The 16,479-nt window shown below is 64.4% G+C and carries 13 protein-coding genes; 5 read left to right on the forward strand and 8 right to left on the reverse strand.

Annotated features, from left to right (window positions below; genetic code table 11):
- Window positions 1-92: 92 nt before the first annotated feature.
- The 5 genes from motB to SDENCHOL_RS12210 form a co-directional block, all read right to left on the reverse strand.
- On the reverse strand, window positions 93-1,061 hold the full coding sequence (gene motB / locus SDENCHOL_RS12190; protein ID WP_067170113.1) for a flagellar motor protein MotB: 969 nt from the start codon (window positions 1,059-1,061) through the stop codon (window positions 93-95).
- A gap of 31 nt (window positions 1,062-1,092) precedes the next feature.
- The gene (gene motA, locus SDENCHOL_RS12195; protein WP_067170116.1) at window positions 1,093-1,950 is read right to left on the reverse strand and encodes a flagellar motor stator protein MotA; all 858 of its coding nucleotides are present in this window, start codon (window positions 1,948-1,950) and stop codon (window positions 1,093-1,095) included.
- 93 nt (window positions 1,951-2,043) lie between these two features.
- Complete coding sequence (locus SDENCHOL_RS12200) at window positions 2,044-3,384, reverse strand: TAXI family TRAP transporter solute-binding subunit (protein ID WP_067170118.1); 1,341 nt, start codon at window positions 3,382-3,384, stop codon at window positions 2,044-2,046.
- A 93-nt stretch (window positions 3,385-3,477) separates the two neighbouring features.
- Window positions 3,478-3,966 carry a single-stranded DNA-binding protein gene (gene ssb, locus SDENCHOL_RS12205; protein ID WP_067170120.1) on the reverse strand — a complete coding sequence of 163 codons (489 nt, stop codon included), beginning with the start codon at window positions 3,964-3,966 and terminating at the stop codon, window positions 3,478-3,480.
- 11 nt (window positions 3,967-3,977) lie between these two features.
- On the reverse strand, window positions 3,978-5,363 hold the full coding sequence (locus SDENCHOL_RS12210) for an MFS transporter (protein ID WP_231912979.1): 1,386 nt from the start codon (window positions 5,361-5,363) through the stop codon (window positions 3,978-3,980).
- A 121-nt stretch (window positions 5,364-5,484) separates the two neighbouring features.
- On the opposite strand from SDENCHOL_RS12210, the gene uvrA reads away from it, so the two are divergent.
- The 4 genes from uvrA (at window position 5,485) to metH (ending at window position 13,706) form a co-directional block, all read left to right on the forward strand.
- Entirely contained in the window at window positions 5,485-8,361 is a 2,877-nt protein-coding gene (gene uvrA, locus SDENCHOL_RS12215; protein ID WP_067170125.1) for an excinuclease ABC subunit UvrA, read from the forward strand.
- Window positions 8,362-8,458: 97 nt separating this feature from the next.
- Window positions 8,459-8,710, forward strand: a complete 252-nt coding sequence (locus SDENCHOL_RS12220; RefSeq protein ID WP_067170127.1) for a DUF2249 domain-containing protein — start codon at window positions 8,459-8,461, stop codon at window positions 8,708-8,710.
- A 30-nt stretch (window positions 8,711-8,740) separates the two neighbouring features.
- Complete coding sequence (locus SDENCHOL_RS12225; RefSeq protein WP_067170130.1) at window positions 8,741-9,916, forward strand: hypothetical protein; 1,176 nt, start codon at window positions 8,741-8,743, stop codon at window positions 9,914-9,916.
- A gap of 112 nt (window positions 9,917-10,028) precedes the next feature.
- Window positions 10,029-13,706, forward strand: a complete 3,678-nt coding sequence (gene metH / locus SDENCHOL_RS12230) for a methionine synthase (protein ID WP_067170133.1) — start codon at window positions 10,029-10,031, stop codon at window positions 13,704-13,706.
- 7 nt (window positions 13,707-13,713) lie between these two features.
- Here the strand turns inward: metH and SDENCHOL_RS12235 are convergent, their stop codons facing one another.
- Both SDENCHOL_RS12235 and SDENCHOL_RS12240 read right to left on the reverse strand, forming a co-directional pair.
- Window positions 13,714-14,091 (reverse strand): DUF1840 domain-containing protein, encoded by a 378-nt coding sequence (locus SDENCHOL_RS12235; protein ID WP_067170136.1) that lies wholly within the window; start codon window positions 14,089-14,091, stop codon window positions 13,714-13,716.
- A gap of 16 nt (window positions 14,092-14,107) precedes the next feature.
- A complete protein-coding gene (locus tag SDENCHOL_RS12240) occupies window positions 14,108-14,923 on the reverse strand; it encodes an alpha/beta hydrolase (protein WP_067170139.1) in 816 nt (271 codons plus the stop codon).
- A gap of 125 nt (window positions 14,924-15,048) precedes the next feature.
- Here SDENCHOL_RS12240 and SDENCHOL_RS12245 point away from each other — a divergent pair, with 125 nt between their 5' ends.
- Window positions 15,049-15,246, forward strand: coding sequence for a DUF2905 domain-containing protein (locus tag SDENCHOL_RS12245; RefSeq protein WP_067170142.1), 198 nt, complete (start codon window positions 15,049-15,051; stop codon window positions 15,244-15,246).
- On the opposite strand, the gene SDENCHOL_RS12250 is transcribed toward SDENCHOL_RS12245, so the two are convergent.
- On the reverse strand, window positions 15,217-16,461 hold the full coding sequence (locus tag SDENCHOL_RS12250; RefSeq protein WP_067170145.1) for a multifunctional CCA addition/repair protein: 1,245 nt from the start codon (window positions 16,459-16,461) through the stop codon (window positions 15,217-15,219). The two genes, SDENCHOL_RS12245 and SDENCHOL_RS12250, sit on opposite strands and share 30 nt — an antisense overlap.
- Window positions 16,462-16,479 lie beyond the last annotated feature (18 nt).

Here is a 16,479-nt window from a genome sequence, read left to right on the forward strand (position 1 = left end):
TCCATATTTTGGGGGCCATTATAAGGCATCCTCCGGCAAGCCGGAGCGCGGCACGCGGCCCGCGCGGGCACGAGAGCAGCCTGCGGCGCGCCTCAGCGCGTCATTGGCGCAAGCGCCGGAGTACCGCCAGCGGAAGCCGCCCTGTCGCCGGCTCCGCCGGCATCCGGCGCCGGGAAATCCTCTTCATACACGCCATCGCGCAGGATGGCTTCCTCCGTGCGCGTGTTCATGACGATGATGCTGATGCGGCGATTGACCGGACTGAACGGATCCGTCCGGTCATAAGGCACCGCCGAGGCCAGGCCGACCAGGCGTATCACCTTCGCTTCCTGCATGCCGCCTGCGATCAGCGCACGCCGCGAGGCGTTCGCCCGGTCGGTCGACAAGTCCCAGTTGTTGTAGTCGAGCTTGCCGCCGGCGAACGGCGTGGCATCGGTATGGCCGGACAGGCTGATGCGATTCTCGACGCCATTCAGTGCATGGCCGATGGCAAACAGGATTTCGCGGGTATAGGGCTTGAGTTCGTCGCTGGCACTATCGAACATTGGCCGGTTCTGGTTATCGACGATCTGGATGCGCAGGCCCTCGCTGGTCAGATCGAGCAGCATCTGATTCCTGAACTGGCGCAGACGGGGATTCGCGTTGATCATCATCTCGATCCTCTCCTTGAGTCCGGCCAGCTTCTCCTTTTCGGCCTTCTCGACTGCGGCGCGGTCCGCCTGGGCTGCGCGCAGATTGATGATTTTCTTTTGATCCTCGTCGCTCTTGTTCTTTTGTCCGTAACTGCGCGTCAGATCCTCGCCGCCACCCTTGACGATGCTCGAAGAATCGCCACTGCCGGAACCACCCGACAAGGCCACCTTGAGCGGAGTATTGAAATAGTCGGCAATGCCCTTGAGATCGCCCGAGGTCGTCGAGCCAAGCAGCCACATGAGCAGAAAGAACGCCATCATCGCCGTGACGAAGTCGGCATAGGCGATCTTCCAGGCGCCGCCATGGGCCGCTCCGCCGCCCTTCTTGATGCGCTTGACGACGATCGGTTGCTGGTTGTCGTCGCTCATGACTGCGCGCCCGGAGATGGCATCGGTTGCATCACTTGCCCTTGCGGCTCTTCACGTCGTCTTCCAGCTCGATGAAGCTGGGGCGATCCGTCGAGTACAACACCTTGCGGCCGAATTCGATGGCCACCTGGGGCGCATAGCCGTTCATGCTGGAGAGCAGCACCATCTTGATGCACTGGTAGATCTTGCCGCTCTCTTCGGCTTTCTGCTCCAGTTGCGTGGCAATCGGCGACACGAAACCATAGGAGAGCAGAATGCCGAGAAAGGTACCCACCAGGGCGCCGCCGATCATGCGGCCAAGCACGGCGGGCGGCTCGCCGACCGAGCCCATCACGTTCACCACGCCCATCACCGCAACCACGATACCGAACGCCGGCAGGGCATCCGCCGTTTTCGCCATGATGTGTGCCGGCACGTGGGCTTCGTGATGGTGCGTCTCGATTTCGATATCCATCAGGTTCTCGATTTCGAAGGCGTTCAGATTGCCGCCCACCATCATGCGCAGATAATCGGTGATGAATTCCATCACGTGATGATCGGCGACGATATTCGGATATTTGGAAAAGATGCTGCTCTGCTCCGGCGCCTCGATATCGGATTCGATCGACATCAGGCCTTCCTTGCGCACCTTGGCCAGCACCTCGTAGAGCATCGCCAGCAAGTCCATGTACAGGGTCTTGGAAAGCTTCGAGCCCTTCAGTACCGATGGCAGAGCGGCGACGGTTGCCTTGATCGCCTTGGGCGTATTCGCCGCCACGAAGCCGCCGATGGTCAGACCGACGATGGCGAGATACTCCATCGGTACCCAGAGCGCGGCAAGGCTGCCGTGTACCGCATAAGTCCCGACCGATGCGGCCAGAATGATGACATACCCGACTAACAAAAACATCCAGGACTCCCGTTTGCTTTTCGATGCAGCATCAACCGCGCGAATCGAGACGATTCGATGGCGCAATCATAGACGAATAAACGCTCGGCACCATCACGTCTTGCGCAGGATTTCCGAACGAACCAAGCCGATATGCTGACGCAGGGTGTAGAGCATATCGGAAAAAGCCAGCGGAGCCGGCAGATGATTGGCATCGTCCTCGATCTCATCGAGGCGCGCCAGCCACTCCTCGCGGCTGTACCGACCGGCTTCCAGTTCCAGCTCCCTCTCCAGAAACTTGAGCTCGCCGTAACGGCGGAAAATCCGCGAGCGAACGCGCCAGCCATAGAGTGGCGGAGCAAACCTGATGATCGGAATCAACAGAGCCACCACCGGCACCAGCAGCACCACCATGCGGTCGATCAGCGTCGCCAGCCAGAATGGCAGATAGCGCTGGAGGAAGCTCTTGCCCGATTTGTAATAGCGTTCGGCTTCCGCCGCCAGCGGAAAATCGACCTCGGTCGCCTGTGGAAACTCGTGCGGTTTCTGAAACACCCCCGCCTCGCCATGCACTTCGCTGGCAGCCTGCAACAGCAGATCGATCAGCGCCGGATGCGTGTCCTGACGCACCGCCAGCGTCGCCATCGGCGCCAGCAAGGCGACGTCCTGCGCCGGCACATCATGTACCAGATCGATGGCCCCGCGCGGCAGGGTCAGCCGCTGCAACTGGGGAAACAGCCGGGCATAGGCATCGGCGTGGGCCAGACTCATCAACTGCACATCCTTGGCAAACAGCAGGGACCAGACCACCGCCGACTGCGAAGGCCCGACGACGAAAGCGGCATCGAGACGGCCGGCGCGCAAATCCTCGACCATTGCCAGACCATCGCTCTCGAGTAATTGGGTAGGTGCGCCCGCCAGGCCATTGCTTTCCAGCAGGTCGCGCGCCAGCTTGTGCGCGCCGCTGCCGGCCGCGCCAATGGCAATGCGCCGTCCCTTGAGCTGGCCGAGCCGATCCAGGCGCCTGCCCGGCACCTGCTGCGCCAGTTCGCTGCGATAGAAGATCCACAGCGGCTCGTAATACAGGCCGCCGAGAGAGACCAGTTGCTCACGATCCGCATCGCTGACGCTGGCCGTGCCGCCCTGGATGAATCCGGCATCCACCACCTCATCGGGATCGCGCAGGCGCTGCAGATTTTCCAGCGAGCCCGCCGATGGCCGCTCGACCAGCTCGATGCCATAGCGCTCCAGCACTTCCCGATAACGGGCCGCGAAGCGCTGGTAGCCGCCCCCCTCGCCACCGCTGGAAAGTATCAACTGATGCGGCGGCGCCGGGCGCACGAACTGCGCCGCCAGCCAGAAACCGCCCGCCAGCAGCAGCAAGGCCGGCAAGCCGATCAGCGCGACATCATGCCAGGAGGGAATTTTCAGGCGTCGCACTTTCTTGATATTCATGGCGGCAACGCCCCTGCGCAAGATCCGGTGAATGGACTACCCGCCCGCATGGGGCAAGCCGCAAGCCACAATCCACAATCCGGCAAGCAGCCATCAGAAGGGAATATCGTCGTCGAAATTACCGAAATTCTCGGCCGGCGCCGGTGGCTGGGATGAGGATGCGGCTGCCGGACGCGCCGCAACCCCGGCCGAAACGGCCGACGCCGAACGCTCGCGCTGATAATCGCCGCCGCCATCGCCGCTGCCCTGGCGCGAACCGAGCATCTTCATCTCGTCGGCGACGATCTCGGTGGTGTAGCGATCCTGCCCATCCTTGTCCTGCCACTTGCGCGTTTTCAAGGAGCCCTCGACATACACCTGCGAGCCCTTCTTCAGATACTGGCCGGCGATTTCGGCCAGCCGGCGGAAGAACACCACGCGATGCCATTCGGTCGCTTCCTTTTTCTCGCCGCTGGCCTTGTCTTTCCAGGTTTCGGTCGTGGCAAGCGTGATGTTGGTGACCGCATCGCCATTGGGCATGTAGCGCACATCCGGATCCTTGCCCAGATTGCCGATCAGTATCACCTTGTTGACTGCAGCCATTTCACACTCCCTTATCCCTTGTTGATCAGATTGTTCGCGCCGATTTCATCCCAGGCATCGCTGCGGACCTTCAAGTATGCCACGCCCTCACCGGCAATGACTACCGCCTCGACCACCCCTTTCAGCCCGCTCAGTGCGGCGGACAAGCGCTGCGCCCCGGCAGCGTCGCGCACCCCGACCTGCAGCAGGCGCGTGCGCACGGCCGGCGGCGCCTGCATCGACAACGCCAGCAACAGCCAGGCGAATACCAGCCCGGTGGAGAACACGAACACTGCGGCATTGCCGACATGCTGGGCGAGAAAACCGCCGAGCGCGCCGCCGAGAAACAGGCCGAAGAACTGGAAGCTGTTATAGACGCCCAGCGCCGTGCCCTTGCTGGCCGCCGGGGCGATCTTCGACACCAGTGAAGGCAGCGTCGCTTCCAGCAGATTGAAGGCCAGAAAGAACAAGGACAGCGCGGCAACGAGACCGGCGAACTGGCCGATGAACACCGCCATCAGCAGCGTGGCCAGGCACAGCAGGGCGACCGCGCTGCAGAAGACCGCTTTCATGCGGCCGTATTTCTCGGCGAGGATGATGGCCGGCACGGCGCCGACGAAGGAAACCAGCATGATCGGCAGATACACCTGCCAATGCCGATCCACCGGCAGGCTGGCCGCCAGCGCCAGCGGCACCACCACGAACAGCCCGCGCATCGCCGCATGCAGGCTGAAGATGCCGAAGTTGAGGCGCTGCAGTTCGGTATTCACCAGCACCATGCCGATCTGGCCGGGAATGGTTTCGGCATCGGCATGGACGCGGCTGACCTGCGGCGTGGGCACCACCCAGCGCACCACCGCCATCGCCGCCAGCGCCAGCACACCGGTGAGCGCGAAAATGCCCGGCACGCCGATCCAGTGTTCCAGCATGGGGCCCAGCACCATGGAAGCGCCGAAAGTCGCGCCGATGCTCATGCCGATCACCGCCATGCCCTTGGCACGATGCTCCTCGCGCGTCAGATCGGCCGTCAGCGCAATGATCGCCGCCGCCACCGCGCCCGTGCCCTGCACCAGACGGCCGAGGATGATGAAATAAATGTCGTGCGCACCGGCGGCAATGAAGCTGCCCAGCGCGAACAGCGTCAGGCCGATGTAGATCATGCGCTTGCGCCCGTAGCGATCGGAGAGCAGACCGAAAGGAATCTGCAGCAGCGCCTGGGCCAGGCCATCGATGCCCAGCGCCACGCCGATCAGAAAGGGCGTTCCGCCGCCCGGCAGATCACGCGCATACAGGGCCAGCACCGGCAAAATGGAAAACATGCCGAACATGCGCAGCGCAAACACCAGTGCCAGGGAAACCGTAGCGCGCATTTCGACCGAAGTCATACGGTCCATGCGGTCGGGGGTTGAAGCAGTCATTGCAGCGGGAAGAAAAATGGAACGGATTGGGACGAATCGGAACGAAGCAAATCTTGGTCAGGCCGAAGCGGGTGCCGTATATTAGCAGGCCGCCATACTTCCTCTTTCCCCCTTTATCGTCATGGATTTACTCAAGGTACGCGGTGCCCGCACGCACAATCTGAAGAACATCAGCCTCGATCTGCCGCGCGACCGCCTGACGGTCATCACCGGCCTGTCCGGCTCGGGCAAGTCCTCGCTGGCCTTCGATACGCTCTATGCCGAAGGTCAGCGGCGCTATGTCGAATCGCTGTCGGCCTACGCCCGCCAGTTTCTGCAATTGATGGAAAAACCCGACGTCGACCTGATCGAAGGCCTGTCGCCGGCGATTTCCATCGAGCAGAAGGCCACTTCGCACAATCCGCGCTCGACCGTCGGCACGGTCACCGAAATCCACGACTACCTGCGCCTGCTCTACGCCCGCGCCGGCACGCCGCATTGCCCCGAGCACGATCTGCCGCTGGAAGCGCAGAGCATCGCGCAGATGGTCGATAGCGTATTGAGCCTGCCGGAAGATACCAAGCTGATGATCCTCGCGCCCGTGGTGGCCAACCGCAAGGGCGAGCAGCAGGAGCTGTTCAATCAGTTGCGCGCCCAGGGCTTCGTGCGCCTGCGCATCGATGGCCAGATCCATGAAATCGACGCCTTGCCCAAGCTGGCGAAGAATCAGAAACACAGCGTCGACGTGGTCGTCGATCGCCTCAAGGTGCGCAGCGATCAACGCGGCCGCCTGGCCGAATCCTTCGAAACCGCGCTGACCCACGCCGAAGGCCGCGCCATCGCGCTGGAAATGGACAACGGCCACGAGCAACTGTTTTCCTCGCGCTTCGCCTGCCCGGTGTGCAACTACGCCCTGCAGGAACTGGAGCCGCGCCTGTTCTCCTTCAACAATCCGATGGGCGCCTGCCCGCAATGCGACGGTCTGGGCGTGATCCAGTTCTTCGATGCGGCGCGCATCGTCGCCTATCCGCATCTGTCGCTGGCGGCCGGCGCCATTCGCGGCTGGGACAGGCGCAATTCGTTCTATTTCCAGATGCTGGAAAGCCTGGCCGGCCATTACGCCTTCGACATCGACCGGCCTTTCGAGGAGCTGACGGAAGACATCCGCCAGATCATCCTGCACGGCTCGGGCAAGACGCCGATCCGCTTCCACTATCTCAACGAAAAGGGCAAGCGCGTCGAACGCAGCCACGCCTTCGAAGGCATCCTGCAGAACTTCGAGCGCCGCTATCACGAAACCGATTCGCCCGCCGTGCGCGAAGAACTGGCGAAATACCTCAACAGCAAGCCCTGTCCCGAGTGCGCCGGCACCCGCTTGCGCCGTGAAGCGCGCCATGTGTATATCGGCGGCCGCAACCTGCCGGAACTCTCCGCCTGGTCGCTGGCGCAGACCCAGGGATTTCTCGAACGCCTGCAACTGAGCGGCCAGCGCGCCCAGGTGGCGGAAAAAATCGTCAAGGAAATCGCCAGCCGGCTGGGCTTTCTGATCAACGTCGGCCTCGATTACCTCTCGCTCGACCGCTCGGCCGAAACGCTGTCCGGCGGCGAAGCGCAGCGCATCCGCCTGGCTTCGCAGATCGGCTCTGGGCTGACCGGCGTCATGTACGTACTCGACGAGCCGTCGATCGGCCTGCACCAGCGCGACAACACGCGCCTGCTCGACACGCTGGTCAACCTGCGCGACATGGGCAACACGGTGATCGTCGTCGAGCACGACCAGGAAGCCATCGAGGCGGCCGATCACGTCGTCGACATGGGGCCGGGCGCAGGCGTGCATGGCGGCCAGGTGGTCGCCAGCGGCACGCCCGCGGCAGTGGCGGCGCACCCGGATTCGCTGACCGGCGCGTATCTTTCCGGCCGCCGCCGGATTGCCGTGCCGACACGCCGCACGCCGCGCAATCCGGAACGCCTGCTGCACATCCACGGCGCCACGGGCAACAACCTGCAGGCGGTCGATCTGGAACTGCCGCTGGGGCTGTTCACCTGCATCACCGGCGTGTCCGGCTCGGGCAAATCGACGCTCATCAACGACACCCTGTACGCCGCCGCCGCCCGCCATCTGTACGGCTCGGTACTGGAGCCGGCAGCGCACCGCGAAATCCGCGGCCTGGAGTTTTTCGACAAGGTGATCAACGTCGACCAGTCGCCGATCGGCCGCACGCCGCGCTCGAATCCCGCCACCTATACCGGCGTGCTCACTCCCATCCGCGAACTGTTCGCCGGCGTGCCGCAAGCCAGGGAACGCGGCTATGGGCCGGGCCGCTTCAGCTTCAACGTCAAGGGCGGGCGCTGCGAAGCCTGCCAGGGCGATGGCCTGATCAAGGTGGAAATGCATTTCCTGCCCGACATCTTCGTCCCCTGCGACATCTGCCACGGCAAGCGCTACAACCGCGAGACGCTGGAAATCCGCTACAAGGGCCAGACCATCCACGACATCCTCGGCATGACCGTCGAGCAGGCGCGCGAGTTCTTCGACGCCGTGCCGGCGGTGGCAAAGAAACTGCAGACGCTGATGGATGTCGGCCTGTCCTACATCACCCTGGGGCAGAGCGCGACCACGCTGTCCGGCGGCGAAGCCCAGCGCGTCAAGCTGGCGCTGGAACTCTCCAAGCGCGACACCGGCCGCACGCTCTACATCCTCGACGAACCCACCACGGGACTGCATTTCGCCGACATCGAAATGCTGCTCGAAGTGCTGCACCGCCTGCGCGACCACGGCAATACCATCGTCGTCATCGAACACAATCTGGACGTCATCAAGACCGCCGACTGGGTGATCGACCTCGGCCCCGAAGGCGGCGCCGGCGGCGGCCGCATCATCGCGGCCGGCACGCCGGAAGAAGTGGCCGCAGCACCCGGCAGCCATACCGGCCACTACCTGTCCAGGCTGCTGGCGCCGGCCGCATCGAACGCCCCGGCCGTCCCCGCGCGCGCCCGGCGAGCGCGCAAACCTGCCTGAAATGGGCGGGATGCAATGGAACGGGAATGGAACGAGTTCACAAAACCGGCTTAGATGTATAGAATTTACCGCTTTACCAACCCCTACAGGAACCATCATGGCCTGCAACCATACCGATCCCTCCGCCCTCTATCCTTTCGACGCCCGCGGCATCGCCAAGCGCTTTCGCCATGCCGCCATCTTCGGCGCCCTCGACGCCCTGATGCCGGGTGAAACGATGCGCTTCTGCAACGACCACGATCCCATTCCGCTGCTCAACCAGCTCAACCAGCGCTATGGCGCGCAGGTCGAAATCCTCTATCAGCAGCGCGTCCCCGGCGAAATCGTCATCGACTTCATCAAGAAGTAAGCAGCGACGCCATATGCCGTCACTGCATCATTGATCCTCCTCCGCCAGCCCGTGCTGCCGCTGCTCGCCATCAACGCCATATTGATGATGGCGGCTGCCGCCGGGCTGGCGATTTTTTTCGCGTATCCGCATCCATCTCTGGCCTGGCCGCCCCAGGCGACCAGCCACATCGCCCTGGCGCTGGGCATCCTGCCATTGATTCTGGCCGCGATGAGCTATTTCATTCCGGTGCTTACCCGCAGCGGCGCCGCTGCGCCGCGCTGGCTGCCGATGCTGCCGCTGGCCAGCTGGCTGGGCGGCCTAATCCTGATCCTGGGCTTCAGCGGCCCGCTGGATCTGCATCCCGCCAGTCACCTGGCCTTTCTCCTGGCGGCCTCTGCCGCGCTGGCCCTGTTGTTGTGGAGCTGGCGCCGCGGCCAAAAGACCGTCGGCCGGCCGCATCCGGGACTCAACTGGTATCTCGCCGCCCTCGTCTGCCTGCTCCTGGCCTTGCTGGCCGCGCCCTTGATGTCCGTCTGGCCGGCCCAGCGCGCGGCGCTGCGTTTGTTTCACCTGCACCTCAACCTGCTCGGCTTCGTCGGTCTGACGGCCCTGGGCACGCTCCAGGTGCTGCTGCCCACCGCCGCCGGGCGTCCCGATCCACTCGCCGCGCAACGCCTGCACAAGGATCTGCTGCCAACGACCGGCGGCGCGCTGCTGATCGCCCTGGGCGCGGCCTGGGCGCTGCCACTGGCCCTCATCGGCTGCCTGCTCTATCTCATCGCGCCGCTGCGCATGCTGCGTGACTGGCTGCGCAATTGCCGCGAGCTGCTGCTTGCCCGGCACGGCGCGGCACCCGCGCTGGCCTTGTCTGCCATTGGCCTGCTGGCAGCGCTGCTGCTGGGGCTGGCCCATGCCACCGGACTGATTGTCGGCAGGCCGGCGATCGCCGCTTTCATCCTCGGTTTTCTGTTGCCGCTGGTCAGCGCGGCAGCCAGCCAATTGCTGCCGGTCTGGCTGCGTCCCGGCCCACAGCGCGCATGGCATGCGCAGATGCGTCAGGCGCTGGGCTGGCTGGCCGGCCCACGCACCTTGCTGATGGTGACGGGCGGCATGGCCATCGCGCTGGAATGGTCAACCGGGCCATGGCTGTTGCTGGCCGGCCTGCTCCTGCTGCTGCTCGCCGCCCTGCGTGCCTGGCAACAGAGCAAACACGCAGCCACCTGATGCGCCGAGGCCGGACCGCCGGCGGCCGTCATGCTAACATCGACGGCTTTCCCTGCCGCTCACTGCCACTCCCGCAATCTTCACGCTCTCACAGTCTCACACTCTCCGCGCCATGCAAGCCGATCGCAGCCAAGAACTCCAGCAGCTCCTCAACCAGCGCATCCTGATCCTCGACGGCGCGATGGGCACCATGATCCAGCGCCACACCCTCGGCGAGGCCGACTTCCGTGGCGAGCGCTTCCAGGCGCATGGCAAGGATCTCAAAGGCAACAACGATTTGCTGGTACTCACCCGTCCCGCATTGATCCAGGGCATCCACGAGGAATACCTGGCGGCCGGCGCCGACATCATCGAAACCAACAGCTTCAACTCGACGGCCATTTCGCAGGCCGACTACGGGCTGGAAGAGCTGGTTGCCGAACTCAACCGCAGCGCCGCCCGACTGGCCCGCGCGGCCTGCGACAAATACGCCACGCCCGACAAGCCGCGCTTCGTCGCCGGCGTGCTCGGGCCGACTTCGCGCACCGCCTCGCTCTCGCCGGACGTCAATGATCCGGGCTTCCGCAACGTGGATTTCGATACGCTGGTCGCCGATTACCTCATCGCCGCGCAGGGTCTGGTCGAGGGCGGCGCGGATCTGCTGCTGATCGAAACCGTCTTCGACACGCTGAATGCCAAGGCCGCCATTTTCGCCATCGAACAGTTCTTCGAAACCGCCGGACGCCGCTGGCCGGTGATGATTTCCGGCACGATCACCGATGCCTCCGGCCGCACGCTCTCCGGCCAGACGGCGGAGGCGTTCTGGAATTCGCTGGCCCACATCCGCCCGCTGTCCTTCGGCCTCAACTGCGCGCTCGGGGCGAAGGAGCTGCGGCAGCATGTGGAAGAACTTTCCCGCGTCTGCGACTGCTTCGTCTCGGCGCATCCCAACGCCGGCCTGCCGAATGCCTTTGGCGGCTACGACGAAACGCCAGCGGAACTCGCCGGTGAAGTGGGCGACTGGGCGCGTCAGGGCTACATCAACATCATCGGCGGCTGCTGCGGTACCACGCCCGAACACATTGCCGCGATTGCCCAGGCCGTTGCCGCGACAAAACCGCGCGCAGTTCCGCAAATCGAAAAGAAGCTGCGCCTGTCGGGGCTGGAGCCGTTCAACGTCGGCAAGGACTCCCTGTTCGTCAACGTCGGCGAGCGCACCAACGTCACCGGCTCCAAGGCCTTCGCCCGCATGATCCTCGAAGGCCGCTTCGACGATGCGCTGGCCGTCGCCCGCCAGCAGGTGGAGAACGGCGCGCAGGTGATCGACATCAACATGGACGAAGCCATGCTCGACGGCAAGGCGGCCATGGATCGCTTTCTCAAGCTGATCGCCAGCGAGCCGGAAATCTCCCGCGTGCCGGTGATGATCGATTCCTCGAAATGGGAAGTGCTGGAAGCCGGTCTGAAGTGCATCCAGGGCAAGGGCATCGTCAACTCCATTTCCATGAAGGAAGGCGTGGCGAAGTTTCTCGCCGAAGCGAAGCTCGCCCGCCGCTATGGCGCCGCCGTCGTCGTCATGGCCTTCGACGAAACCGGCCAGGCCGACACCTTCGCGCGCAAGACCGAAATCTGCCGGCGTGCCTACGAACTGCTGGTGAGCAACGGCTTTCCGCCGGAAGACATCATCTTCGATCCCAACGTCTTCGCGATCGCCACCGGCATCGAGGAACACGCCAACTACGCCGTCGATTTCATCGAAGCGACCCGCTGGATCCGCCAGCACCTGCCGCACGCGCAGATATCCGGCGGCGTTTCCAACGTCTCCTTCTCCTTCCGCGGCAACGACCCGGTGCGCGAAGCGATCCACACCGTCTTCCTCTATCACGCGATCAAGGCCGGCATGACGATGGGCATCGTCAACGCCGGCATGCTGGGCGTCTATGACGATCTCGATCCAGCGCTGCGCGAGAAGGTCGAGGACGTCGTGCTGAACAGGCATCCGGGCGCCGGCGAAGCGCTGGTCGAATTCGCGCAGACGGTCAAGGAAGGCAAGAGCAGGGAAAGCAGCAGCGGCCCGGATCTGAGCTGGCGCGCGCTGCCGGTGGAAGAACGCCTCTCGCACGCCCTGGTCAAGGGCATCACCGACTTCGTCGTCGCCGACACCGAGGAATGCCGCGCCGCGCTCACCGCCGCCGGCCGACCGCCGCTGGCAGTGATCGAAGGGCCGCTGATGAACGGCATGAACGTCGTCGGCGACCTATTCGGCGCCGGCAAGATGTTCCTGCCGCAGGTGGTGAAATCGGCGCGGGTGATGAAGCAGGCCGTGGCCCACCTGATTCCCTACATCGAGGAAGAAAAGCTGCGCTCCGGCGCCGCCTCGAAAGGCAAGATCGTCGTCGCCACCGTGAAGGGCGACGTGCACGACATCGGCAAGAACATCGTCGGCGTGGTGCTGGGCTGCAACGGCTACGACGTGGTCGACCTCGGCGTCATGGTGCCTTGCGACAAGATCCTCCACGCCGCGAAGGAACACGGCGCCCAGGCCATCGGCCTGTCCGGCCTGATCACGCCCTCGCTGGAGGAAATGGCCCATGTTGCCGCCGAAATGCAGCGCCAGGGCTTCGACCTGCCGCTGCTGATCGGCGGTGCCACCACCAGCCGCGCCCATACCGCCATCAAGATCGCGCCGAATTACAAATCCGCCGTCGTCTATGTGCCGGATGCCTCGCGCGCGGTCGGCGTCGTCACCAAGCTGTTCTCCAGCGAACAGGCCACCGGCTACCAGGCCGAAATCGCCGCCGACTACGCCAAGGTGCGCGCCCAGCATGCCAACAAGAAGGGCGTGCAACTCGTCAGCCTGGAAACCGCGCGCGCCAATGCGCTGCCTTTCTCCGGCACGCCGGTCCGGCCGCGGCAGACCGGCATCACCGTGCTGCAGGACATCGACCTGTCCCTGCTGGTCGATTATCTCGACTGGGGGCCCTTCTTCCAGACCTGGGATCTGGCGGGCCCGTATCCGAAGATACTCGACGACGAAGTGGTCGGCGAAGCGGCGCGCAACGTCTTCCGCGACGGTCGGGCGATGCTGGAAAAAATCATCGCCGAAAAATGGATCCGCGCCAACGCCGTCTTTGGCCTGTGGCCGGCGAACCGCTCGCCGAACGCCCCGGACGACGTGGAGCTATACACCGACGATAGCCGCACCCAGGTGCTCGCCGTCGCCCATCACCTGCGCCAGCAGCACGAACGGCCCAGCGGCAAGCCGCACTATTGCCTGGCCGACTTCGTTGCTCCCAAAGGGACGCCCGACTGGAGCGGCGCCTTTGCCGTCACCGCCGGCATCGGCATCGAAAAGAAGCTCGCGGAGTTTGCCGCAGCGCATGACGATTACCACGCCATCATGCTGAAAGGACTGGCCGACCGGCTCGCCGAAGCCTGCGCCGAATGGCTGCACGCGCGCGTGCGCAAGGAATACTGGGGCTACGCCGCCGACGAACGACTGAACAATGAACAACTGATCCGTGAGGAATATCAGGGCATCCGTCCAGCGCCAGGCTATCCCGCCTGCCCGGATCACACCGAGAAAGGCACCATCTTCTCGCTGCTCGACGCGCCGAAGAATGCCGGCATGGAACTCACCGAAGCCTATGCCATGATGCCGGCGGCCGCCGTTTCCGGCTGGTACTTCGCCCATCCGGCCGCGCAGTATTTCGCCGTGCCGAAAATCGGCCGCGACCAACTGGAAGACTGGGCCAGGCGCAAGGGCATGGAATCGTCCGTCGCCGAGCGCTGGCTAGCGCCCATCCTGTAAGACGAAACTACACGCCCCAGACCACCGGCTGGACGTGGCGCTGCGAGCGTTCGAGCATTTCCAGCAGCGGCACGGCGCGCTGGGTCAGGCTGACGGGCTGCGCCATGGGATCGGGACGAGCCTCGGCAGCGGCACCAGCGCCCGGCGCCTCCGCCGCATCCAACGCGTCCAGCGCATCCATGGCCTCGGCAACCAGGCCGGCATGTTTGCCCTTGTCCTGCTCGATCGCCGCCCGCAGGCGCGCAATCGCGTCGGGCAACTGCTCGACGGTGACGATGCCCTGGGCCGCCACCTCCTTGCCCATGATTCGCATCAGTCGATGCGCCACTTCGCCGAACATGATCACGTCGGCCGTCGCCCGCGAACGGAATGTCACGATGCTCATGATGATCGCACTCCTCTCAAAGTCCTTCCCCAGCCAGCCAGTCACGGATGTGCTCGGCAACCCGCTGCCAGTCGCGTTCGAGCATCAGGCCATGGCCCAGGCCGGGGAAAATATGCGCATCCACGCCATAGGTCTTCGCCGTCATGCGCACCAGCGAAGGCGGAATCAGATGATCGCGTTCGGCACCCAGTACCTGCAGCGGCGTGCGCATGACGCGCGAGGGATGCGGCAGATTGAACAGGGTCATATCCCAGATCGCGCGATGCGACTCGCTCTGCGCCTTGCGCAGATAGCGCTGCAGATCGGCCGCGGCGACCGGCTGCGCGAACATGGCTTCGCGCAGGCCGTCCACCGCCAGACGGCCACCGCTCATCAAGCGGTTGAGATCGCCCAGCATGCCGGGCTTCTGGAACATCAGGCCGAACATCGAGGACATCAGGCCCTGCGGCGGCACCGAACACAGCAGCACGGCCGCCGGCGCCAGATGCCGCTCCAGATATTTCTGCACCACGAAACCGCCCATCGAATGGCCGATCAGCACCGGCGGCACCGGCAAGGCGCCGACCACTTCGACGACATCATCCACGTAATCGGCAATACCGAAGCTGTCCAGATGCTTGCGCCCGCGACTGCCGCCATGACCGGAAAGACTCAGCGCGTAGCTGAAATAACCCTGGGCGGCAAACCAGTCGAGGAAGTACTCCTCCCAGCACCAGGCGGCCGTATAGGCGCCGTGGATGAACAGCAGCGGCGTCTCGCGCACGGCAACGCCGGCCGCGGCCGGCGGCGTCCTGACGATCAACTCGAGGCTGGCGCTGCGCTCCTGGCTCATCGCGGCACCCTGCCGGCAACGGGATGGAAAAAATGAACGATCGTCGATCGGTACGGCAAACTCATTTGCGGACGGTTATGGTTATCATGGCGGATTTTCAACGCGCCATTTTAACCGCCCCTCCCATGCTCAAGTGGCTGATCGTCATCCTCATCGCCGTCCTCGTCCTTGGCCTGGTCATGCCGCGTCTGGCGGCCCGGCTGCCGCTCGGCCGCCTGCCCGGTGACGTACGATTGCGCTGGCGCGGCCAGGAATACAGCTTCCCGTTTGCCACCACCCTCCTGCTGTCGCTGCTACTCAGTCTGATTCTGCGCTTGCTGTAATTCGAGGGCGGCGACGGCCGCGACCCGTGCCTCGTGGAGGCGTTCGGGGATGCGCTCCACGCAATTTCCCACCGCGCATGCCTGGGCGATGGCGCCGGCATCCACGCCGCACATGGCGGCCATGGCGCTGCGCCACATGGCGGCCTGCGGGTAGGTCTTTTCCTCGAAACCCAGACGCCCGCGATAATCCGCCTCGCATGCCCCCAGCAACGCATCGAAGCGCTCCGGCCGGCGCAACACGTCGCAATGCTCCATGACCTTGACCATGGTTGCCGGCCGCAACTGTTCGGCGCGATGAATGTTGCCGTGATATTGCGCCACCAGTACCGCCAGTTCGCGGCATTCACCGGGCACGCGCAAGCGCGCGCACAAGAGTTTGAGCAGGCGCACGCTGGCTGCCTCATGGCCGGTATGGCGCGGCAGCACCTCAGCCGGCGTGACGCCCTTGCCCAGATCGTGCGTCAGCGCGGCAAAGCGCGCCGGCAGGGACAGGCGCAGGCGCGCGGCCATGTCGACCACCATCATGACATGCACGCCGGTATCGACCTCGGGATGGAAATCGGCACGCTGCGGCACGCCGAACAGCGCATCGACTTCGGGCAGCAGCCGCGCCAGCGCGCCGCATTCGCGCAGGGTGGCGAACATGCGCGAGGGCTGCCTTTCCATCAGTCCGCGGGCGATTTCATTCCAGACCCGCTCGGGCACCAGATGATCGACTTCCCCCGAATCGACCATGCCGCGCATCAACGCCAGCGTTTCCGGCGCCACCGCAAACTCCCCGTAGCGCGCGGCAAAACGCGCAATCCGCAGGATGCGCACGGGATCCTCGGCAAACGCCGGCGAGACGTGGCGCAACACCCTGGCCACGAGATCGGCACGGCCGCGATAGGGATCGATCAGCGTGCCGTCCTCGGCAACCGCCATGGCATTGATGGTCAGGTCGCGCCGCACCAGATCTTCTTCGATGGTGACTTCCGGCGCGGCATGAAAAACGAAGCCGCGATAACCCGGCGCGGTCTTCCGCTCGGTGCGCGCCAGGGCGTATTCCTCGCGGGTTTCGGGATGCAGGAAAACGGGAAAATCGCTGCCCACCGCCCGATAACCCAGCGCCAGCATCTGCTCCGGCGTAGCGCCCACGACCACGTGATCGCGATCACTCACGGGCAGGCCCAGCATTTCATCGCGCACTGCGCCACCGACGGTATAGATTTTCATCCGCCGATTATCAGCCGA

It is taken from the genome of Sterolibacterium denitrificans (genome assembly GCF_900174485.1).
Classification (GTDB): Bacteria; Pseudomonadota; Gammaproteobacteria; order Burkholderiales; family Rhodocyclaceae; genus Sterolibacterium; species Sterolibacterium denitrificans.